This window comes from Rhizobium sp. C1 (genome assembly GCF_021026335.1).
GTDB lineage: Bacteria > Pseudomonadota > Alphaproteobacteria > Rhizobiales > Rhizobiaceae > Ensifer_A.
The window spans coordinates 1,058,259-1,074,907 of the sequence record NZ_JAJNCY010000001.1; the positions used below are offsets into that span (position 1 = coordinate 1,058,259).

Below are 16,649 nucleotides of genomic sequence, written 5' to 3' on the forward strand. Positions count from 1 at the left end.
CTTTGCGGCTAGCGGCGCAGGCCGATCTTTTCAGCAAGTTCCTCAGGTTCTTCGCCAATCTCTTCGGCCTGCGCCTCGATCTCCTTCTTGAGCTTGTCGAGCTCATGCTCATCCAGCTTTTCCGCGCCGATAAGGCGATTATGGGCTGCCCCGACAAGAATCAGCTCATCGAGCTTTGCCTGAATCGCTTCGCTGTCGCGATTCTGGGAGTTTTGAAGAACGAAGATCATGAGAAATGTGATGATCGTTGTCGAGGTGTTGATAACGAGCTGCCACACATCCGAGAAACCGAAGAGCGGTCCTGTGACCGCCCAAGCAACGACCAGCGTCACCGCAAGAACGAATGTCGCTGGCTTGCCGGCAAGTTTCGAGGTCTTTGTTGCGAATTTCGAAAACAGCTTTGTGACATCAGCCATGTTGTGTTTCTCCCCGGTATAGGTCCAGGGAGAAACGTTTTGTTTATTAGCTTGTTCCAATGCGCAAGCGTATCAGGCGGGCTGACTCGATAGCGTTCCCGGCTTGCGGCCGCGATTGATGCCGAGAACCACGAGCGCCGCAATCAGGCAGGCAAAGCCGGCGATATAGACGGCCGGCATGAAGGTCGCATAGTCGGTGCGGATAAAGCCCGCGCCGAAGGTGGCCGTGGCCGCGCCAATCTGGTGGGCGGCAAAAACCCAGCCGAACACGATGTTGGCCTGCTGGCGACCGAAATTCGCCACCGTCAGCTTGACCGTCGGCGGGACGGTCGCAACCCAGTCGAGACCGTAGAAGACGGCAAAGAGCGACAGCGTGACATAGTCGAAGCCGGACATGGAGAGCGCGATCAGCGACAGGCCGCGCAGGCCATAGAACCAGAAGAGCAGCCAGCGATTGTCGAAACGGTCGGAGAGCCAGCCGGCGCCCAGCGTGCCGATGAAATCGAAAATGCCGATGGTTGCCAGCAGTCCGGCAGCCGCAACCGGCAGAATACCGAAATCGCCGCAGATCGAGATCCAGTGCGTCTGCACGAGCCCGTTGGTGCTGAGGCCGCAGACGAAGAACGAGAAGAACAGTGCCCAGAAGACCGGCTTGCCGATGGCGCCCTTGAGGACCACGAGCGGCGACATGATCAATTCGCCAAAGGAGGCCGCCCGGGCGGGCGGCGGTTCGATCGCCTTGCCGCCGAAGGGAGCCAGGCCGACATCCGCCGGATAGTTGCGCATGAAGGTGAGCATCAGCACGATGGAAAGCGCCAGCACGATCACCATGAGGGAGAGCGCGGTGCGCCAGCCGTAATGCTCGGTGAGGCTTGCGAGAACCGGCAGGAAGATAAGCTGCCCCGTCGCATTGCTCACGGTCATGAGACCGACGACGAGGCCGCGGCGTGCCTCGAACCAGCGCGTGGCGACCGTCGCGCCGAGAACCAGTGCCGTAAGGCCCGTGCCAATGCCGACAAAAAGGCCCCAGAAGAGCATAAGCTGCCAGAGCTGCGTCATGAAGAGCGAACACAGAATGCCGAGCGAAATCAGACCGGCGGCGGTCGCGACGACCGCGCGGATGCCGAACTGGTTCATGAAGACCGCGGCAAACGGCCCGAGCAGGCCGAAGAGAACGAGGCGGATCGCCATGGCGGCGGAGATTTGTTCCGTCGTCCAGCCGAATTCGGCGCTCAGCGGGCGGATCAGAACGCCGGCGGAGCCCATCGCACCGGCCGTGGCCAGCATGGTCAGGAAGGTGATGCCGATGACCAGCCAACCATAGTGTATGCCTCTTGCCGCCAGAAATGCAGCCGCGCGCTTTGACATCTCGTCTCTCCTGTTATGCGGGTATATGCCCGCATCTGCGCAAAAATTACAAGTCCCCAAGCGCCCCGAGGAGGCGATCGAATTCCGCAGCTTCGAGCTTGGTCTCGATGCGGGCCTGCACGTCATTCCAGATCGGCGTTGCCTGCTTCAGGAGCGCCCTGCCCTCGTCAGTCAAGGACAGCACGGTTTCACGCTGATCCTCTTCGGATGCCGCCATGGACACGAGGCCCATCCGATGCAGGACTTTCGTGTTGCGTCCGACCGTCGAACGATCCAGATCCTGAAGCGCGCCCAGTTCCGTCAGCGAGACCGGTTGCTTGTGCCGGATATGGCGCAACTGGCTGAACTGCGACACCGTGATGCCCAACGGCGCAAACGCCTCGTCGTAGACAGCGGTCAGACGACGGGAGAGTTTGCGCAACGCGATGCAGTAACACGAATGAGTCATGATGCGGGTATATACCTGCAATTTAACGAATGCAAGCCGCGGCATTTCGCGGCCTGGCCGGGGCCTAAAGGCGGATGACGTAGTCCTTGCGGGTCGTCTCGACGACTTCCCATGTTCCGTTGAAGCCTGGGCGAACGATCATGCTGTCGCCGGCCTTGAGATGCACCGCTTCGCCGCCCTCTTGCGTCAGGATCGAATGACCCTCGAGAATGTGGAAATATTCCCACTCCTCATAGACGACGCGCCACTTCCCGGGCGTTGCCTGCCAGACGCCGGCATAAATGCCGCCGTCAGCCTCTTCGAAATTCCAGGTCATGAAGCGCGGATCGCCGGAGATGAGCCGGTCGGGCGTGGGTGCGCCCTGCTCCGGCTCGATTGTCGAAAGGTCGAACTTATAGGCTTTCGTCATGTCACTCTCCGGCGACTTCGTGGTTTCACACAGCCGCCAGCGACTGTTCGAGGTCGGCGACGATGTCGGCGACGTCCTCGATGCCGATCGACAAGCGAACGACATCGGGACCCGCGCCGGCGGCAATCTGCTGGGCTTCCGTCAGCTGCTTGTGCGTGGTCGAAGCCGGGTGGATGACGAGCGAACGCGTGTCGCCGATATTGGCGAGATGCGAGAAGAGCTTGAGGCCTTCCACAAAGGTCTTGCCGGCGGCATAACCACCCTTCAGGCCGAAGGTGAAGACCGCGCCGGCGCCCTTCGGCGCGTAGCGCTTCTGCAGCGCATTGTTCGGGTCGTCCGGCAGGCCGGAATAGGAGACCCAGCTGACCTTCTCATGGGCCTTCAGCCAGCTTGCGACCTGCAGGGCGTTTTCGCAATGGCGCTGCATGCGCAGCGGCAGCGTCTCGATGCCGGTCAGAAGCTGGAAGGCGTTGAAGGGCGAGATCGACGGGCCGAAATCGCGGAGGCCGAGAACGCGGGCGGCGATCGCGAAGGCGAAATTGCCGAAGACCTGATGGAGGATCATGCCGTTATATTCCGGGCGCGGCTCGGAGAGCATCGGATAGTTGCCGGATTTCGACCAGTCAAACGTGCCGCCATCAACGAGGATACCACCCATGGAGTTGCCGTGGCCGCCCATGAACTTGGTGAGCGAATGCACGACGATGTCTGCCCCATGTTCCAGCGGGCGCACGAGGTAAGGCGTCGCCATCGTGTTGTCGACGATGAGCGGCAGGCCGTGCCTGTGAGCGACTTCGGCGATCGCGGCGATATCGACAAAGGTGCCGCCCGGGTTGGCAAGGCTTTCGATGAAGACGGCACGGGTATCGGCATCAATCTGGCGCTCGAGTTCGGCGAGATCGAAGGGATCGGCCCAGCGCACCTGCCAGCCGAAGCTCTTGAAAGCATGGCCGAACTGGTTGATCGAGCCGCCATAGAGGCGCTTGGCCGCGACGAAATTCTTGCCCGGCTGCATGATCGTATGGAAGATCAGAAGCTGCGCGGCATGGCCGGACGCCGTCGCAAGTGCCGCGGTACCACCTTCAAGGGCCGCTACCTTTTCTTCCAGAACCGCCTGGGTCGGGTTCATGATGCGGGTGTAAATATTGCCGAACTGCTGCAGCCCGAAGAGCGCTGCGGCATGATCCGCATCGTTAAAGACAAAGCTGGTCGTCTGGTAGATCGGTGTGGTGCGCGCGCCCGTGGTCGGGTCAGGTTTGGCCCCGGCGTGAACGGCAAGCGTGGAAAATCCCGGAGTGGTGACGGTCATGCTTGATCCTCCCAAAGAGACGTTTCTTGAAACCGATGCGTAACGGGTAGCAGGTCATTTCACGCGTCGCGAGGATTTATTGTCTAAAACAGCCGGCAGAATTGGAAAGCGACAGCAAGTCGGGGCGGCCCTGCTGAAATGGAGCGGCCGCGCCTCGTTCAACATGCCTGATCTTGATCAGGATCAAGGCGGGACAGTTCCGCATCTGGGATCATGTCCGAATGAAAATCCCGGGGAGACGCCTATGCCGCACACCATGGCCAAGCAGGAATACAATGTTTTTCACAGTCTGCGGGGCCGTGTTCGGACATGGTGGCAGGAGCGTCAGGAGATCGCGCGCGAACTCGGCGAGCTTTCTGCGCTGGGTGAACATGGGTTATCCGAACTCGCAACCGATGTCGGCGTCAACACCCAGATGCTGCTGGCCGTCATCCGGAATGGTGCCGCCGCCGCAGATGACATGGAATATCTGATGCGCGCGCTGAATATCGATCCGGACGCCGTTCATTACGACGAGCCCGGCCTTTATCGCGGCCTGCAGGCCTCATGCGCGCTTTGCGAGGACAAGGCGCGATGCCGCTCAGAACTCAATGCGGGGACGATGCGCGAGAACTATACGCATTTCTGCCCCAACCATGAAACGATGAGCGAGCTGCGCGCGCATCCCGAATTCCAGACAGATTGATCGTCAGACGGCCGTTTTCAGGGGCTGCCCCTTTCACAGACCAAGCCGGGGGATCTCGATCGCCGGACACCTGTCCATAATGACCGTCACGCCCCTCTCCTCAGCGCGCGCGGCAGCCGCGTCGTTGCGCACACCGAGCTGGCCCCAGATATATTTCGGAAGCGTTTTCATGCTGAAAACGTCATCCACCACGCTGTCCATCTCCGCGGGTGCACGAAAGACGTCGATCATGTCGACGGGAACATCGATATCGGAAAGCCGGGCGACCACAGTCTGGCCGTGAATATCCTTGCCCGCCTGACCGGGATTGACCGGGATCACCGTGTAGCCATGCTTCAGAAGCGTCGCCATCACGCGATAACTCGGGCGTTCCGGCTTGGGCGACGCGCCGACAAGCGCAATGGTCCTTGTCGAGGTCAGGATGTCACGGATGAGCGTATCGGGATAATGATCGTGGGTCATGTCTGCCTCTGACGGTGGAGTTTCTGTCACGCTTCAGGAACACTTTGGCGCCTCATTTCGTTCATATCGAAATTCGAGACTGTCTTTGAAAGGGCCGCCCCATGATAAAGTTCATGCTTGCCGCGACCGCCGCCCTTGCCGCATCGCTGGCCGCCGGAGAGGCCGGCGCGATCTCACGCTATAATTCGACCGGAATGCGCTGCGAACGCATTCAAGGGATTCTAGCGCGCGAAAAGGCCGCGATTTTCCGTTACCCTTCCAAGCGTGTCGCGAACCTGCCGCTTTATGACCGCTATGTTCGCAGCGGCGCCTATTGCGGCCCGCATCAGGTTCCCGAAGAGGTCACCATCCCCTCGGCAAACGGCCAGTGCCCGGTTCTGCATTGCATCGATGAACCGGACCCCTGCGATGATATCTTTTCCGTCTTCTGCCGCCCTTAAGCTCAATCCGCCAGGACCAGATGGCCAGACGCGTCTTGCTGCACAAAGGGATTGTAGGCGACTTCCCAAAGATGGCCGTCGGGATCGGCGAAATAGCCTGAATAGCCACCCCAGAAGACTTTCTCCGGCGGCTTGACCTGCGTGGCGCCGCAGGACAGTGCGAACTTGTAGACGGCATCCACACCGGTTTCGCTGGACACATTGTGGGCGAGCGTGACGCCGGAAAAACCTTTCGGAGTATTCTCCACATGCGCATCCTCTGCCAGCGAGGCGCGCGAAAACAGGGCGAGCACGGTCCCCTTCAACTGGATGAAGGTGATGGCATCCTGAGACGCCGAACTCTTCTTCCAGCCCAGCCGCTCGTAGAACTCCGTCGAGCGCTCAACATCCTCCACCCCGAGGGTGATGAGGGAAATACGCGGATCAAGAGACAATTCGTTCTCCTTCTGTTCACATGCGTGAACCATAGAGCGAAGAGTCTCATCTTGCAAGACGGCAGAACGACGGCGGGCAGATCGCCATCGTCCGCTGCCCTGTTCGTCTGTGTCACGTCAGGCCCGCGCCTCGGCCGCATGCTGCTCCGCCAACACGGCATCCTCGTTCCAGACCTTGGCGAAGGCCGGACGCGCGATGAGGCTATCACGATATTCGACGAAGCGCGGGCGCTCGGGCACGATGCCGAACATCATTGTCCATCGAAGCGCTACGCCCCACTGGATATCGGCGAGGCTGAGGCGGTCGCCCAGAATATAAGGTCCGTTGGACAGCGCACCCTCCAGCGTGTCGAGCATCAGATCATAGCTTCCATAGACCGACTGCGTGATCGGGCCGGGATCGACATTGCGGAACTTGTCCATGAGCGCCGGCTCGAAGCAGGCGGCATAATAGACGAGCCAGCGCAGATAGGGGCCACGATCAGGAACGTCCACGGCCGGCGTCAGACCAGCCTGCGGGAAGAGATCGCCGAGATAAATCGCAATCGCGATCTGTTCCGTCACCAGCTTGCCGCGATGCTCGATGGCCGGCACCTTGCCGAGCGGATTGATCGACAGATAGCCGGGCTCGCGGTTTTCTCCCGCCTTCATATTCATGACATGCAGGTCATAGGGCGCGCCGAGTTCTTCCAGAATGATGCGCGTGCCGGCGGCGCGGGTTTGCGGCATGTAGTGAAGCGTGACGCGGTCGGTGCTTGTCATGGTGTCTCTCTCCTCGCTTGATTGACGATCATGTCAGGCTAGCGCCCCATACCTGTCAGAATATGTCATATTAGTCGGCGCATGATGACAAAAAATCGGAAGCCCTGAACCATGCGCGCCAGCCGCCTCATCAACATCCTCACAACGCTGCAGGCGCGTGGACTCGTGACGGCCACCGAACTCAGCGAGGAAAACGGTGTGTCGCTGCGCACGATCTATCGCGACATCGACCAGCTCTCGCTGGCCGGCATTCCGGTCTATAGCGAGCGCGGGCCGGACGGCGGCTATCGGCTGCTCGATGGCTATCGCGTGCGGCTGAACGGGCTTTCGACCAAGGAGGCGGAGGCGCTGTTCCTGAGCGGCCTCCCCGGCCCCGCCGCCGATCTCGGGCTCGGCGCGGTGATGGCGAGTGCGGAGAAGAAACTGGCGGTCGCCCTGCCCGAAGACCTGCGCAAGAGTGCGTCGGCCATGCGCAGCCGGTTTCATCTCGACACGGTGGCGTGGTTTGGCGAAGGCGAGCAGCCGGCGCATCTGGAAGCGATTACGGATGCGGTGTGGAATCACAAGGTTATCCGCATGCGCTATCAGACCTGGCGCAAGGAAAAGACGATCGAGACGCAGCCGCTTGGTCTCGTGCTGAAAGGCGGCGCCTGGTATCTTGTCGCACGCTCCAGGGATGCCATGCTCAACTATCGCATCGCCCGCATCCTCGACCTGATCGTTACAGACGAGACCTTCGAGCCGCCGCGCGATTTCGATCTGGCCGCCCACTGGGGCGAAAGCACCGAGCGGCTGGATGCGGAGATGCATCCGAATGTCGCCCGTGTCCGGCTGTCGAAATGGGGCGCGCAGATGCTGCCCTATTTCAACAGCGGCTATGCGAACCGTCGGATGGAGATGGGCGAGCCGGGCCCCGACGGCTGGCGTGAGGCGACCGTCCCCACCGGCTCGACGCGGCAGGCGGCGACCGAATTCCTGCGGCTGGGGCCCGAGATCGAAGTGCTCGAGCCACAGGAGCTGCGTGAGATGGTGGCCGAGATGGCCGCGAAGATGGTGGCGATTTATTCGCCGGTCCATTCCGGGTGACGCTTGTCGAGGAAGGCGCCGATGCCCTCCTCCGCATCGCGGGCCAGCATGTTTTCCGTCATCACGCGGCCGGTATAGGCATAGGCCTCCTCCAGCGGCATATCGATCTGGCGGTAGAAGGCTTCCTTGCCGATCTTGAGCGTCAGCGGCGATTTGGAGGCGATGACGGCGGCATATTTGTCGACGACCTGGCGCAGATATTCCTTCGGCACGATGCGGTTGACGAGGCCGAAATCCTTGGCGTTGCTGGCGTCGATCGTCTCGCCCGTCAGCAGCATTTCCATCGCCTGCTTGCGATGCGCGGCGCGCGAAACCGCGACCATCGGCGTCGAGCAGAACAGACCGATATTGACGCCCGGCGTGCAGAAGGTGGCCTTGTCGGTGCAGATGGCGAGGTCACAGGTCGCGACGAGCTGGCAACCGGCGGCCGTTGCCAGTCCCTCGATTTCGGCGATGACCGGCTTCGGGCAATGGGTGATCGTCAGCATGAGGTCGGCGCAAAGTGCGAAGGTCTTCTCGAAGAAGGCCCGGCCCCGGTCGGCATCGGCGCGATGCGCAGTCATTTCCTTCAGGTCATGGCCGGCGCAGAAGACCTTGCCGCGTGCGGCGAGGATGATCACGCGGACCGCCTTGTCGGCCCCTGCCCGAAGGATCTCCGCCTTCAACGTTTCCATCATCGCAATGGAGAGCGCGTTGGCCGGCGGCGAATTCAGCGTCAGCCGCAAGATCCCGTCTGCCTCCTCGATGATCAGCGGGCTCGGAGCGCCATCGGCTTTCAGGGATACGACGTCTGCCATAGGGTTCCTCCGGATATAATTGTTTATAGTTGAACAAAAATCGCTTATGCATTTCTGTTATAAACCGGAGGAGACCGCAATGACACCCGTGCTGACGGCCGAGCAGATCAACGAATTTCTGGAGCGGGAATTCCCGCAGGTGCACAGCCAGGGGCGCATCTTCGAGGTCATCAACGTGGCTTCCGGCACCGCGACCCTGCGGTTCACGCCGAACGAAATGCATCTGCGCCCCGGCGGCACGGTGAGCGGACCGGCCATGTTCGCGCTCGCCGATGTCGGCGCCTATGTCACGCTGCTCGCCCATATCGGTCCGGTCGCCATGGCGGTGACGGCGAACATGAATATCAACTTCCTCAGCCGCCCCGATCCGGTCCCGCTCGACGGCGTGGGCCGCGTGCTGAAGATCGGCAAGAGACTGTCGGTGATCGAAATCGCCATCGAACGCGTGGACACCCGCGAACTCATCGCGCACGCCACGGCGACCTATTCGCAGCCCGGAAAGTAGACAGAACCTGGAACACAATCGGGGTTAGTCCAGAAGCCTTCAAATCCTTCGGTTGGGAAGCCTCAGTTCGATCCGATCCAGAATAATCTTATACGCGGAGTGACCACTCTCATCCTTTGACACAATGGAGAGATACAGGCGGTCGTCGCGATATCCGATTGTGACGTCTACCGTGGCGGACGAGCTATCGTTGAAGCTCCATTTGCCTTGGCCTGACGCCAGCATTCCGCCGGAATCCGGGGCGAGCAATAACATTGCCCAGCCAGCCTCACTAAAGAGCGCAACCGTCTCACCGTCTTGGACAACTCCAATCGACACAGGCTGCCCTTCGGAATTGTGCCATCGCCCTGTAAAGAGCTGCGCCGCACGGCCTGCAGAACTCATCGCGAAGACGAGCGTCAGGCTGATGAGAAAGGTCTTCCAGATTGAACTAGGCACGAAAACTCTCCCAATATCCGCCTGTAACGCCAGAAACTCCTAACGGATCAAGTCCCGTTCTTGAACCTGACGTCTCGAATATATTCTGTATTTGAAAGGCCTGCGTCGGGCGGCAGACCTGGATGAAAAATGCGGCTGCTACGCCCTTTGAAATTGAACAAAATAGTCAGCAATTCAGCGGGAAATCAGACCAATTATGTGGTAATATAATACCTTATATTTAACCAATTGATTTTATTTATTTATTTTTTCACTCCTCAGATTAACCCGTGTTGACGCCTCCTCCGCCCACAGATATAAGCCCGCACAGAAACGCGGTCCCGAATGGGGCCGCTTTCATTATTGGTGGCTTGCTGCCAATTCAAGCAACAAGAAACGCTCCGGTTTCCGGAGATCGAACGAAAGAGACCCGATATGTCTACCTTCATGCAGAAGCCTGCCGAGGTGGAGAAGAAGTGGATCCTGATCGACGCCGAAGGGCTTGTCGTCGGCCGCCTCGCCACCATCATTGCCATGCACCTCCGCGGCAAGACCAAGGCCACCTATACCCCCCATGTTGACGACGGCGACAACGTCATCGTCATCAATGCCGAAAAGGCAGTCCTGACCGGCAAGAAGTACACCGACAAGAAGTACTACTGGCACACCGGCTACCCGGGCGGCATCAAGGAGCGTACGGCTCGCCAGATCATCGAAGGCAAGTTCCCGGAACGCGTCATCGAGAAGGCAGTTGAGCGCATGATCCCGCGCGGCCCGCTCGGCCGTCGCCAGATGAAGAACCTGCGCGTTTACGCCGGCACCAACCATCCGCACGAAGCACAGCAGCCCGTCACGCTTGACGTTGCCGCGCTGAATTCCAAGAACACCAGGAGCGCCTGATCATGGCTGACCTTTCTGCTCTCAAGTCCCTCGCAGGCTCTTCCGAGGCTGCTGCTGCTCCGGCACACGTCCGCAAGGTCGATGCTCAGGGCCGCTCCTATGCCACCGGCAAGCGTAAGGACGCTGTTGCTCGCGTATGGGTCAAGGCCGGCTCCGGCAAGATCATCGTCAACGGCAAGGACTACAGCGCCTATTTCGCACGTCCGGTTCTGCAGATGATCCTGCAGCAGCCGCTCGTTGCTGCTGCCCGCGGCGGCCAGATCGACATCGTCGCCACGGTTGCTGGCGGTGGTCTTTCCGGTCAGGCCGGTGCCGTTCGTCACGGCATCTCTAAGGCGCTCACCTACTTCGAACCGGGCCTGCGCGCGGTTCTGAAGAAGGGCGGCTTCCTGACGCGCGACAGCCGCGTTGTTGAACGTAAGAAGTACGGTAAGGCCAAGGCCCGCCGTTCGTTCCAGTTCTCCAAGCGCTAATCGCTTTCAAACATTCGACTTTCGAAAGGGCTGCCCCAGGGCGGCCCTTTTTTTGTTATGCCTTTTCTTTGTGCGGGAATGGCCTGACGAAAGGTTCAACTGCGAAATTCTCATGAGTACCCATGGAGATTCGCACGCGTGCAGGCGGAAGACGTCAAGATCATCCTCGTTCTGGCTTCCTGGAGTTCGGGCTCCACATCGGTGGCTGGCTATCTCGACAAATGCGGGGCCTATTCCTGCCCACCGCATGTTCACACCGTCGACGAGCGCACGCCGAATGCCTATGAGCCGGCCGAATACAAGCAGGTGCTCGGCCTTTGCATTGATGAAGACACGCTGCAGCCGACACCGCGGGCGAGCGCCTTCGAGCCCTTCTTCGCAGGCTGGATCGCCAAGCAGCGGCAGAAGGCCGCAGAAGCGGGGCACCGCTTCATTGTGCTCAAGCACGCGCTGCAATCCTTCATGCTGCCGGTCATCATGAAGATCGAGCCGGACTGCCGCATCGTCGTCGTGAGTCGCCCCTTCGAGAAGATCGAGGCGACCCGCGCGCGGCGCAACTGGGCCCAGTCCTATGGCGAGGCCGGCGCGCGGCTGGTCTATGGCATGACCTATACGTGGCTGCATGAAAACAACTACGGCTATCTCGTCGTTCCATACGAGCGGCTGCGCAGCGAGCCCGAACTGCGCGACGAGATGCTGACCTATCTGGGCGTCATGCCCTCGCCGCAGCAACGCGCGGCGGCCGATGCTTTCCTCAAGTGACCGGCGAGAGCGGATGACCAATCACGCCCAGCTTCCCGAGCCGCCCTATTATGTGGTCTGCTTCTCCTCGCAGCGCACCGAAGGCGATCGTGGCTATGGCGAGATGGCGGATGCCATGGAGCGCCTGGCGCATGAGCAGCCGGGTTTTCTCGGCGTGGAGAGCGCGCGTGGCGCGGATGGGTTCGGGATTACGAACTCGTACTGGAAGGATGAAGACTCAATCCGGGCCTGGAAGCGCAATGTCGATCATCTCGTCGCACAGAAGCTCGGGCGGCAGGACTGGTATCGAACATACGAAATGCGGATCGCCCGGGTCGAGCGCGCTTACGGGTTCAGCAGGGCAGACTGAGACGCCGGCTTCGCTCAAATGCCTCGTATCGGCTTCAGTATTTGCTTACGGAGATTGGCTATCATGATACGGATCAAAGCTCCGGATGTCAGCCATGAGTTCCATTTCCGCCGCCATGAACACCGCTCTTTCGGGCATGCTCGCACAGCAGCAGCGCGCCGCCTCGACCGCGAACAACGTGGCGAATGCGCTCACGCCCGGCTATGACCGGCTGGTGACAAGCACGAAGAGCAATGCGGGCGGCGGGGTCACTGCTTCGACGGCAAAGTCGGGCACGGGCACTTCGCCTGACAGTTCCAATGTCGATCTGGCGCAGGAAGCCGTGGACATGATCGAAACGACCACAGCCTACAAGGCCAATGTCTCGGTCTTCGAAGCTGGCGCCGACATGTGGGAGGCGCTCTCAACCATGGTACGCGACAACGACGGCGACCACCGGTAGCCGCAATCATTCTCATTCGCCATGCATCCATTCACATGAGCGCCATTGTCGCCCTGTAGAAGGCGCTATATATCAGGCCGACGCGGTGCTATTGCGCCGCAACGGTTTCTTCAAGCGCAGGACGGACAAGATGGCACCGAAGATCTTCATTGATGGCGAACACGGCACGACGGGCTTGCAGATCCGCCAGCGTCTGGCCGAGCGCCGCGATCTTCAGATGCTCTCCATTCCGGAAGCCGAGCGGCGCAATGCCGCGATGCGCGAGGACATGCTGAACTCGGCAGACATCGCAATCCTCTGCCTGCCCGACGATGCCTCCATTGAGGCTGCGAAGATGACCGAGGGCAATAACAGCGTGCGGCTTCTCGATGCCTCGACCGCCTTCCGCGTCGATCCGGCCTGGGCCTATGGCTTTGCCGAAATGGACAAGGCGCAGGCCGACAAGATCAAGACGGCGCGGCATGTCTCCAATCCCGGCTGCTATCCGACGGGCGCCATCGGGCTCATCCGTCCGCTGCGCGCTGCGGGCATCCTTCCCGACGGCTATCCGGTCAGCGTGAACGCTGTTTCCGGTTATACCGGCGGCGGCAAGGCGATGATCGCGCAGATGGAAGACGCTTCGCGCGAAGATCACATCGCCTCGCCAAACTTCGTCTATGGCCTGACGCTGAAGCACAAGCATGTGCCGGAAATGAAGGTTCATGGCCTGCTTGACCGCCCGCCGCTGTTCTCGCCCTCCGTTGGACGTTTCCCACAGGGCATGATCGTGCAGGTTCCGCTGTTCCTCGAAGACCTGAAGGGCGGCCAGACGGTCGAGACGATCCACAAGGTTCTCGTCGAACACTATGCCGGCCAGTCGATCGTTGAGGTCGTTCCGCTTGAGGTCTCCTCCAAGCTGCCGCGCGTCGATGCGGTCGAGCTCGCCGGCAAGGACACGATGAAGCTCTTTGTTTTCGGAACGCCAGGCCAGCCGCATGTCAACCTCGTGGCGCTGCTCGACAATCTTGGCAAAGGCGCCTCGGGTGCCGCCGTGCAGAACATGGATCTGATGCTCGCGGCCTGATCGCGGCGGAATAGGCATCTTGGGAGGGGCGCCTCGATGATCGATCATATGGGAATATCCGTGTCCGACTTCGCGACGTCGAAGGCCTTTTATGACGCCGTCATGCCGACGCTCGGGGCAGCCCGCTGCATGGACGTGACGGCGGAGCAGACCGGCGGCACCTATGAAGGCGCCGGCTATGGCGTCGGTGGCAAACCGTCCTTCTGGATCGGCATTGGTGGCGCGCTTCAGGGCCGGCTGCACGTCGCCTTCACGGCGAATGATCGTGCCTCTGTGAACGCCTTTTATGAGGCAGCCATCAAGGCCGGCGCGACGGACAATGGGCCGCCCGGCATTCGCGCGCATTATCACCCGAACTACTACGGCGCCTTCGTGCTTGATCCGGATGGCCATAATATCGAGGCGGTCTGCCATCGCCCCGAATGAAGATTGTACGCAATCTTCGAACGATCCATCCAATAAATCTCCGTAGCGAAGACAATCGAAATCCCTATATTGATCTCAACAGAGGGGTCAGGCGTATTCGGCAGTGGCCGATTACGCCCGACCGCTGATTTTTTAACGCAATTCCTGACGCGAAACCGTTTTCCACTTTCGCTGGAATTGCTTGAGAGGTGCTACGATGTCTCAGAAGCAGCCGGTATATTTCATTCCCCATGGCGGTGGCCCCTGGCACGTGATGGACGGAAACACACGCTTCGGCAATTGGGCCGATCTTCGGGCGTTTCTCGAATCGGTTCAGGGCGAGCTTCCGGAAAAGCCGAAGGCCATTCTCGCCATCACGGCGCATTGGGATGATGTCGGCACCGTCACCATTTCGACGGCCGAAAAGCCCGGCATGTATTACGACTATTACGGCTTCCCGCCGCATACCTATGAGATCAAGTACCCGGCCCCGGGCGCGCCGGACATTGCGGAACATGTGCGCAAGGTTCTGGCCGATGCGGGCATTCCAACAGAAACGGATTCGGTGCGCGGCTATGACCACGGCACTTTCGTGCCGCTGATGGTGGCCTTTCCCGAGGCCGAAATCCCCGTCATCCAGATGTCGATCCGGAAAGATCTCGACCCGGCTTTCCATATTGCGCTGGGCCGTGCACTGGCACCGCTTCGTGACGAGGGCATTCTGATCGTCGGCAGCGGTCTCTCCTACCACAACATGCGGGGGTTCGGCTCGACCGAGCCCGGTCATGTCGCTCAGGCAAAGGCATTCGACGGCTGGCTGAAGGAAACACTGGAAACTGCAGACACGGCCGAACGCGACAAGCGCCTCGCGCACTGGTGGGACAATCCCGACGCCCGCGCCTGCCACTTCCCGACGCCGGAGCATTTCCTGCCGGTCATGGTCGCAGCCGGCGCCGGTAATGGCGAACCGGGTCATCAGGTCTTCCAGGGGATCGTGCTGGAGAAGCCCTATTCGGGATACCGCTGGGGCTGAGCCGCACGCCAAGCCCATTTGAGGACCCGGGCGTTTATTCGCCCGGGTGCATTCGGCGATGGCGACGATCATTCCAATCGTTCAATAAAACGATGCCCCATCCCAAAGCTGCGATCAAAAAAGGCAATATATAGAGATAGAACACGATAGTGTCGCTCATGATTGCAACCTTCCTAGAACGTGTCTAGCTCCGAAATGTAATGCGACAGCAGCAAAAAGCCAAGCGATCGTCGCGAATATCGCAAGCATCGAAACGTGAACGCTCGCACTTCCGACGGATGCCGCGACAGCCGGCGCGATAAATCCCGCAGCTGCACAGGCAGTGGATGCGCGGTCCAGCGCGTTGGCGAGGAGTTTTGTGCGTTCGTTTCGGATCAGGCTCATGGCCTTCCCATAGCACAGCCCGATACAACCGTCACGCGATCAGCGTTTTTCAGAAGGATACACTTGCGTTGCTTGCCGCGTCGGGAAACGTTCCAAGCTTCAAAGGAAGCGCTAATACGCTCTATCGTCTCGTCTTTACGCAACTCTGGACGCAAAACCCTTTTAGACTTTCGCTGGAATCTCTCGAGGATATTCCCCCACAAAGCCGCGCCAATGGGCGATGGCGAAGCCAAGCACGATCAGCGCGCCGATCTGATGGGTGAGTGCCGCATGCAGATCAACCTGGGTCAGAAGGGTTGCGATGCCAAGGCCGGCCTGTATGGTGACCAGCAGGAGGAAAACGATCCCGCGCCGGCAATGGGTAGAACCCCGCGCAACGCGGAAGAGCCAGATGGCCTGGATCAATGCCGCGGCAAAAAGCACATAGGCGCCGCAGCGATGGACGAACTGCACCGTCTTCGGATTTTCGAAGAGGTTGATCCACCACGGCTTCTGGATGAAGAGATCGCCGGGGACGAGTGCGCCATCCATCAGCGGCCAGGTATTGTAGCTCATGCCCGCATGGAGACCGGCGACAAGCGCGCCGAGATAGATCTGGAAGAGCGCCAGGAACGCGATCACGCCCGCGAAGAGCGCCCCTCCCCCTGGTGCCTCGTCAGAGGAATGCGGGGTCAGGCCGCGCATGATCCAGATCGTCGACGAGAAGATCAGACAGGCCATGACCAGATGCACGGCCAGCCGGTATTGACTCACGCTGGTCAGCTCCGTGAGTCCGGAAGCGACCATCCACCAGCCGATCGCCCCCTGAAGGCCACCGAGAAGGAAGATGCCCAGCAGCGGCAGGCGCAGGCGCTTCTCGATTTTGCCCTTCGCCAGGAAATAGAGAAACGGCAGGAAGAACAGGATGCCGATGGAGCGGGCAAGCAGCCGGTGCGCCCATTCCCACCAGTAGATGTTCTTGAAGCCCTCCAGCGTCATGTCCGAATTCATCTTCTGATATTGCGGGATGCGCTTGTAGAGGTCGAACTCTTCCTGCCACTGTTGCTCGTTCAGCGGCGGAACGACGCCATGGATCGGTTTCCATTCGGTGATTGAAAGGCCAGACTGGGTGAGCCGTGTTGCGCCGCCGACCATGACCAGCGCGAAAAGAGCCAGGACGACGAGGCCCAGCCAAATCCGCAACGGCCGCCGGTCGTCTCTCCCGGATTTCATCGTTTCCTGTCGTATCGCCGTGACATGCGCCATCGATCATCACCTTTATGAAACCAGAGTTGATTTGCCTGTAAAGGCGGTGCATTAC

General features: G+C 60.2%; 24 protein-coding genes. 12 read left to right on the plus strand and 12 right to left on the minus strand.

Annotated features, from left to right (window positions below; all coding sequences use genetic code 11):
* Window positions 1-8: 8 nt before the first annotated feature.
* The 5 genes from LQK83_RS05200 to LQK83_RS05220 all read right to left on the minus strand — a co-directional run bounded on the left by LQK83_RS05200 (window position 9) and on the right by LQK83_RS05220 (window position 3,950).
* Window positions 9-416, minus strand: coding sequence for a low affinity iron permease family protein (locus LQK83_RS05200; RefSeq protein ID WP_230836169.1), 408 nt, complete (start codon window positions 414-416; stop codon window positions 9-11).
* A gap of 72 nt (window positions 417-488) precedes the next feature.
* Complete coding sequence (locus LQK83_RS05205) at window positions 489-1,784, minus strand: MFS transporter (protein WP_230836170.1); 1,296 nt, start codon at window positions 1,782-1,784, stop codon at window positions 489-491.
* A gap of 46 nt (window positions 1,785-1,830) precedes the next feature.
* Window positions 1,831-2,232 carry a MarR family winged helix-turn-helix transcriptional regulator gene (locus LQK83_RS05210; RefSeq protein ID WP_230836171.1) on the minus strand — a complete coding sequence of 134 codons (402 nt, stop codon included), beginning with the start codon at window positions 2,230-2,232 and terminating at the stop codon, window positions 1,831-1,833.
* 64 nt (window positions 2,233-2,296) lie between these two features.
* On the minus strand, window positions 2,297-2,641 hold the full coding sequence (locus tag LQK83_RS05215) for a cupin domain-containing protein (protein WP_230836172.1): 345 nt from the start codon (window positions 2,639-2,641) through the stop codon (window positions 2,297-2,299).
* A gap of 25 nt (window positions 2,642-2,666) precedes the next feature.
* Window positions 2,667-3,950: an O-acetylhomoserine aminocarboxypropyltransferase gene (locus tag LQK83_RS05220; RefSeq protein WP_230836173.1), complete on the minus strand. Its 1,284-nt coding sequence runs from the start codon at window positions 3,948-3,950 to the stop codon at window positions 2,667-2,669.
* A 244-nt stretch (window positions 3,951-4,194) separates the two neighbouring features.
* Here LQK83_RS05220 and LQK83_RS05225 point away from each other — a divergent pair, with 244 nt between their 5' ends.
* Window positions 4,195-4,635 (plus strand): hypothetical protein, encoded by a 441-nt coding sequence (locus LQK83_RS05225; RefSeq protein ID WP_230836174.1) that lies wholly within the window; start codon window positions 4,195-4,197, stop codon window positions 4,633-4,635.
* 33 nt (window positions 4,636-4,668) lie between these two features.
* Here the strand turns inward: LQK83_RS05225 and LQK83_RS05230 are convergent, their stop codons facing one another.
* Window positions 4,669-5,097, minus strand: a complete 429-nt coding sequence (locus tag LQK83_RS05230) for a CoA-binding protein (protein ID WP_230836175.1) — start codon at window positions 5,095-5,097, stop codon at window positions 4,669-4,671.
* Between the two features lie 101 nt (window positions 5,098-5,198).
* Between LQK83_RS05230 and LQK83_RS05235 the strand changes: the two genes are divergently transcribed.
* Window positions 5,199-5,537 (plus strand): hypothetical protein, encoded by a 339-nt coding sequence (locus tag LQK83_RS05235; RefSeq protein ID WP_230836176.1) that lies wholly within the window; start codon window positions 5,199-5,201, stop codon window positions 5,535-5,537.
* Window positions 5,538-5,539: 2 nt separating this feature from the next.
* Here LQK83_RS05235 and LQK83_RS05240 read toward each other — a convergent pair whose 3' ends face one another.
* Window positions 5,540-5,971, minus strand: coding sequence for a VOC family protein (locus LQK83_RS05240; protein WP_230836177.1), 432 nt, complete (start codon window positions 5,969-5,971; stop codon window positions 5,540-5,542).
* A 117-nt stretch (window positions 5,972-6,088) separates the two neighbouring features.
* The gene (locus LQK83_RS05245; RefSeq protein WP_230836178.1) at window positions 6,089-6,733 is read right to left on the minus strand and encodes a glutathione S-transferase family protein; all 645 of its coding nucleotides are present in this window, start codon (window positions 6,731-6,733) and stop codon (window positions 6,089-6,091) included.
* A 111-nt stretch (window positions 6,734-6,844) separates the two neighbouring features.
* Here LQK83_RS05245 and LQK83_RS05250 point away from each other — a divergent pair, with 111 nt between their 5' ends.
* Window positions 6,845-7,819, plus strand: coding sequence for a helix-turn-helix transcriptional regulator (locus tag LQK83_RS05250; protein ID WP_230836179.1), 975 nt, complete (start codon window positions 6,845-6,847; stop codon window positions 7,817-7,819).
* On the opposite strand, the gene LQK83_RS05255 is transcribed toward LQK83_RS05250, so the two are convergent.
* Window positions 7,795-8,616, minus strand: a complete 822-nt coding sequence (locus LQK83_RS05255; protein ID WP_230836180.1) for an enoyl-CoA hydratase — start codon at window positions 8,614-8,616, stop codon at window positions 7,795-7,797. The two genes, LQK83_RS05250 and LQK83_RS05255, sit on opposite strands and share 25 nt — an antisense overlap.
* 79 nt (window positions 8,617-8,695) lie before the next feature.
* Here LQK83_RS05255 and LQK83_RS05260 point away from each other — a divergent pair, with 79 nt between their 5' ends.
* Window positions 8,696-9,121 (plus strand): PaaI family thioesterase, encoded by a 426-nt coding sequence (locus LQK83_RS05260; RefSeq protein ID WP_230836181.1) that lies wholly within the window; start codon window positions 8,696-8,698, stop codon window positions 9,119-9,121.
* Between the two features lie 39 nt (window positions 9,122-9,160).
* On the opposite strand, the gene LQK83_RS05265 is transcribed toward LQK83_RS05260, so the two are convergent.
* Window positions 9,161-9,559, minus strand: coding sequence for a hypothetical protein (locus tag LQK83_RS05265; protein ID WP_230836182.1), 399 nt, complete (start codon window positions 9,557-9,559; stop codon window positions 9,161-9,163).
* 414 nt (window positions 9,560-9,973) lie between these two features.
* Between LQK83_RS05265 and rplM the strand changes: the two genes are divergently transcribed.
* The 8 genes from rplM to LQK83_RS05305 all read left to right on the plus strand — a co-directional run bounded on the left by rplM (window position 9,974) and on the right by LQK83_RS05305 (window position 14,965).
* Entirely contained in the window at window positions 9,974-10,438 is a 465-nt protein-coding gene (gene rplM, locus LQK83_RS05270) for a 50S ribosomal protein L13 (RefSeq protein WP_112695410.1), read from the plus strand.
* Between the two features lie 2 nt (window positions 10,439-10,440).
* Window positions 10,441-10,911: a 30S ribosomal protein S9 gene (gene rpsI / locus LQK83_RS05275; protein WP_112695409.1), complete on the plus strand. Its 471-nt coding sequence runs from the start codon at window positions 10,441-10,443 to the stop codon at window positions 10,909-10,911.
* Between the two features lie 138 nt (window positions 10,912-11,049).
* Window positions 11,050-11,673, plus strand: coding sequence for a hypothetical protein (locus tag LQK83_RS05280; protein WP_230836183.1), 624 nt, complete (start codon window positions 11,050-11,052; stop codon window positions 11,671-11,673).
* A 13-nt stretch (window positions 11,674-11,686) separates the two neighbouring features.
* Window positions 11,687-12,022, plus strand: a complete 336-nt coding sequence (locus tag LQK83_RS05285) for an antibiotic biosynthesis monooxygenase family protein (RefSeq protein WP_230836184.1) — start codon at window positions 11,687-11,689, stop codon at window positions 12,020-12,022.
* Between the two features lie 94 nt (window positions 12,023-12,116).
* Window positions 12,117-12,464 carry a flagellar basal body rod C-terminal domain-containing protein gene (locus tag LQK83_RS05290; protein WP_230836185.1) on the plus strand — a complete coding sequence of 116 codons (348 nt, stop codon included), beginning with the start codon at window positions 12,117-12,119 and terminating at the stop codon, window positions 12,462-12,464.
* A gap of 130 nt (window positions 12,465-12,594) precedes the next feature.
* Entirely contained in the window at window positions 12,595-13,527 is a 933-nt protein-coding gene (gene argC / locus LQK83_RS05295) for an N-acetyl-gamma-glutamyl-phosphate reductase (protein WP_230836186.1), read from the plus strand.
* A gap of 36 nt (window positions 13,528-13,563) precedes the next feature.
* The gene (locus LQK83_RS05300) at window positions 13,564-13,953 is read left to right on the plus strand and encodes a VOC family protein (protein ID WP_230836187.1); all 390 of its coding nucleotides are present in this window, start codon (window positions 13,564-13,566) and stop codon (window positions 13,951-13,953) included.
* A 196-nt stretch (window positions 13,954-14,149) separates the two neighbouring features.
* Window positions 14,150-14,965, plus strand: coding sequence for a DODA-type extradiol aromatic ring-opening family dioxygenase (locus tag LQK83_RS05305; RefSeq protein WP_230836188.1), 816 nt, complete (start codon window positions 14,150-14,152; stop codon window positions 14,963-14,965).
* A 34-nt stretch (window positions 14,966-14,999) separates the two neighbouring features.
* On the opposite strand, the gene LQK83_RS21605 is transcribed toward LQK83_RS05305, so the two are convergent.
* Together LQK83_RS21605 and LQK83_RS05310 are read right to left on the minus strand one after the other, a co-directional pair.
* A complete protein-coding gene (locus tag LQK83_RS21605; protein ID WP_269065234.1) occupies window positions 15,000-15,125 on the minus strand; it encodes a hypothetical protein in 126 nt (41 codons plus the stop codon).
* A 386-nt stretch (window positions 15,126-15,511) separates the two neighbouring features.
* Window positions 15,512-16,594: a COX15/CtaA family protein gene (locus tag LQK83_RS05310; RefSeq protein WP_230836189.1), complete on the minus strand. Its 1,083-nt coding sequence runs from the start codon at window positions 16,592-16,594 to the stop codon at window positions 15,512-15,514.
* Window positions 16,595-16,649 lie beyond the last annotated feature (55 nt).

Bases quoted from the DNA above. Each gene is read 5' to 3' on its own strand.
- LQK83_RS05200 (WP_230836169.1), bottom strand. From the start codon at position 416: ATGGCTGATGTCACAAAGCTGTTTTCGAAATTCGCAACAAAGACCTCG.
- LQK83_RS05205 (WP_230836170.1), bottom strand. From the start codon at position 1,784: ATGTCAAAGCGCGCGGCTGCATTTCTGGCGGCAAGAGGCATACACTAT.
- LQK83_RS05210 (WP_230836171.1), bottom strand. From the start codon at position 2,232: ATGACTCATTCGTGTTACTGCATCGCGTTGCGCAAACTCTCCCGTCGT.
- LQK83_RS05215 (WP_230836172.1), bottom strand. From the start codon at position 2,641: ATGACGAAAGCCTATAAGTTCGACCTTTCGACAATCGAGCCGGAGCAG.
- LQK83_RS05220 (WP_230836173.1), bottom strand. From the start codon at position 3,950: ATGACCGTCACCACTCCGGGATTTTCCACGCTTGCCGTTCACGCCGGG.
- LQK83_RS05225 (WP_230836174.1), top strand. From the start codon at position 4,195: ATGCCGCACACCATGGCCAAGCAGGAATACAATGTTTTTCACAGTCTG.
- LQK83_RS05230 (WP_230836175.1), bottom strand. From the start codon at position 5,097: ATGACCCACGATCATTATCCCGATACGCTCATCCGTGACATCCTGACC.
- LQK83_RS05235 (WP_230836176.1), top strand. From the start codon at position 5,199: ATGATAAAGTTCATGCTTGCCGCGACCGCCGCCCTTGCCGCATCGCTG.
- LQK83_RS05245 (WP_230836178.1), bottom strand. From the start codon at position 6,733: ATGACAAGCACCGACCGCGTCACGCTTCACTACATGCCGCAAACCCGC.
- LQK83_RS05250 (WP_230836179.1), top strand. From the start codon at position 6,845: ATGCGCGCCAGCCGCCTCATCAACATCCTCACAACGCTGCAGGCGCGT.
- LQK83_RS05255 (WP_230836180.1), bottom strand. From the start codon at position 8,616: ATGGCAGACGTCGTATCCCTGAAAGCCGATGGCGCTCCGAGCCCGCTG.
- LQK83_RS05260 (WP_230836181.1), top strand. From the start codon at position 8,696: ATGACACCCGTGCTGACGGCCGAGCAGATCAACGAATTTCTGGAGCGG.
- rplM (WP_112695410.1), top strand. From the start codon at position 9,974: ATGTCTACCTTCATGCAGAAGCCTGCCGAGGTGGAGAAGAAGTGGATC.
- rpsI (WP_112695409.1), top strand. From the start codon at position 10,441: ATGGCTGACCTTTCTGCTCTCAAGTCCCTCGCAGGCTCTTCCGAGGCT.
- LQK83_RS05285 (WP_230836184.1), top strand. From the start codon at position 11,687: ATGACCAATCACGCCCAGCTTCCCGAGCCGCCCTATTATGTGGTCTGC.
- LQK83_RS05290 (WP_230836185.1), top strand. From the start codon at position 12,117: ATGAGTTCCATTTCCGCCGCCATGAACACCGCTCTTTCGGGCATGCTC.
- argC (WP_230836186.1), top strand. From the start codon at position 12,595: ATGGCACCGAAGATCTTCATTGATGGCGAACACGGCACGACGGGCTTG.
- LQK83_RS05300 (WP_230836187.1), top strand. From the start codon at position 13,564: ATGATCGATCATATGGGAATATCCGTGTCCGACTTCGCGACGTCGAAG.
- LQK83_RS05305 (WP_230836188.1), top strand. From the start codon at position 14,150: ATGTCTCAGAAGCAGCCGGTATATTTCATTCCCCATGGCGGTGGCCCC.
- LQK83_RS21605 (WP_269065234.1), bottom strand. From the start codon at position 15,125: ATGAGCGACACTATCGTGTTCTATCTCTATATATTGCCTTTTTTGATC.
- LQK83_RS05310 (WP_230836189.1), bottom strand. From the start codon at position 16,594: ATGGCGCATGTCACGGCGATACGACAGGAAACGATGAAATCCGGGAGA.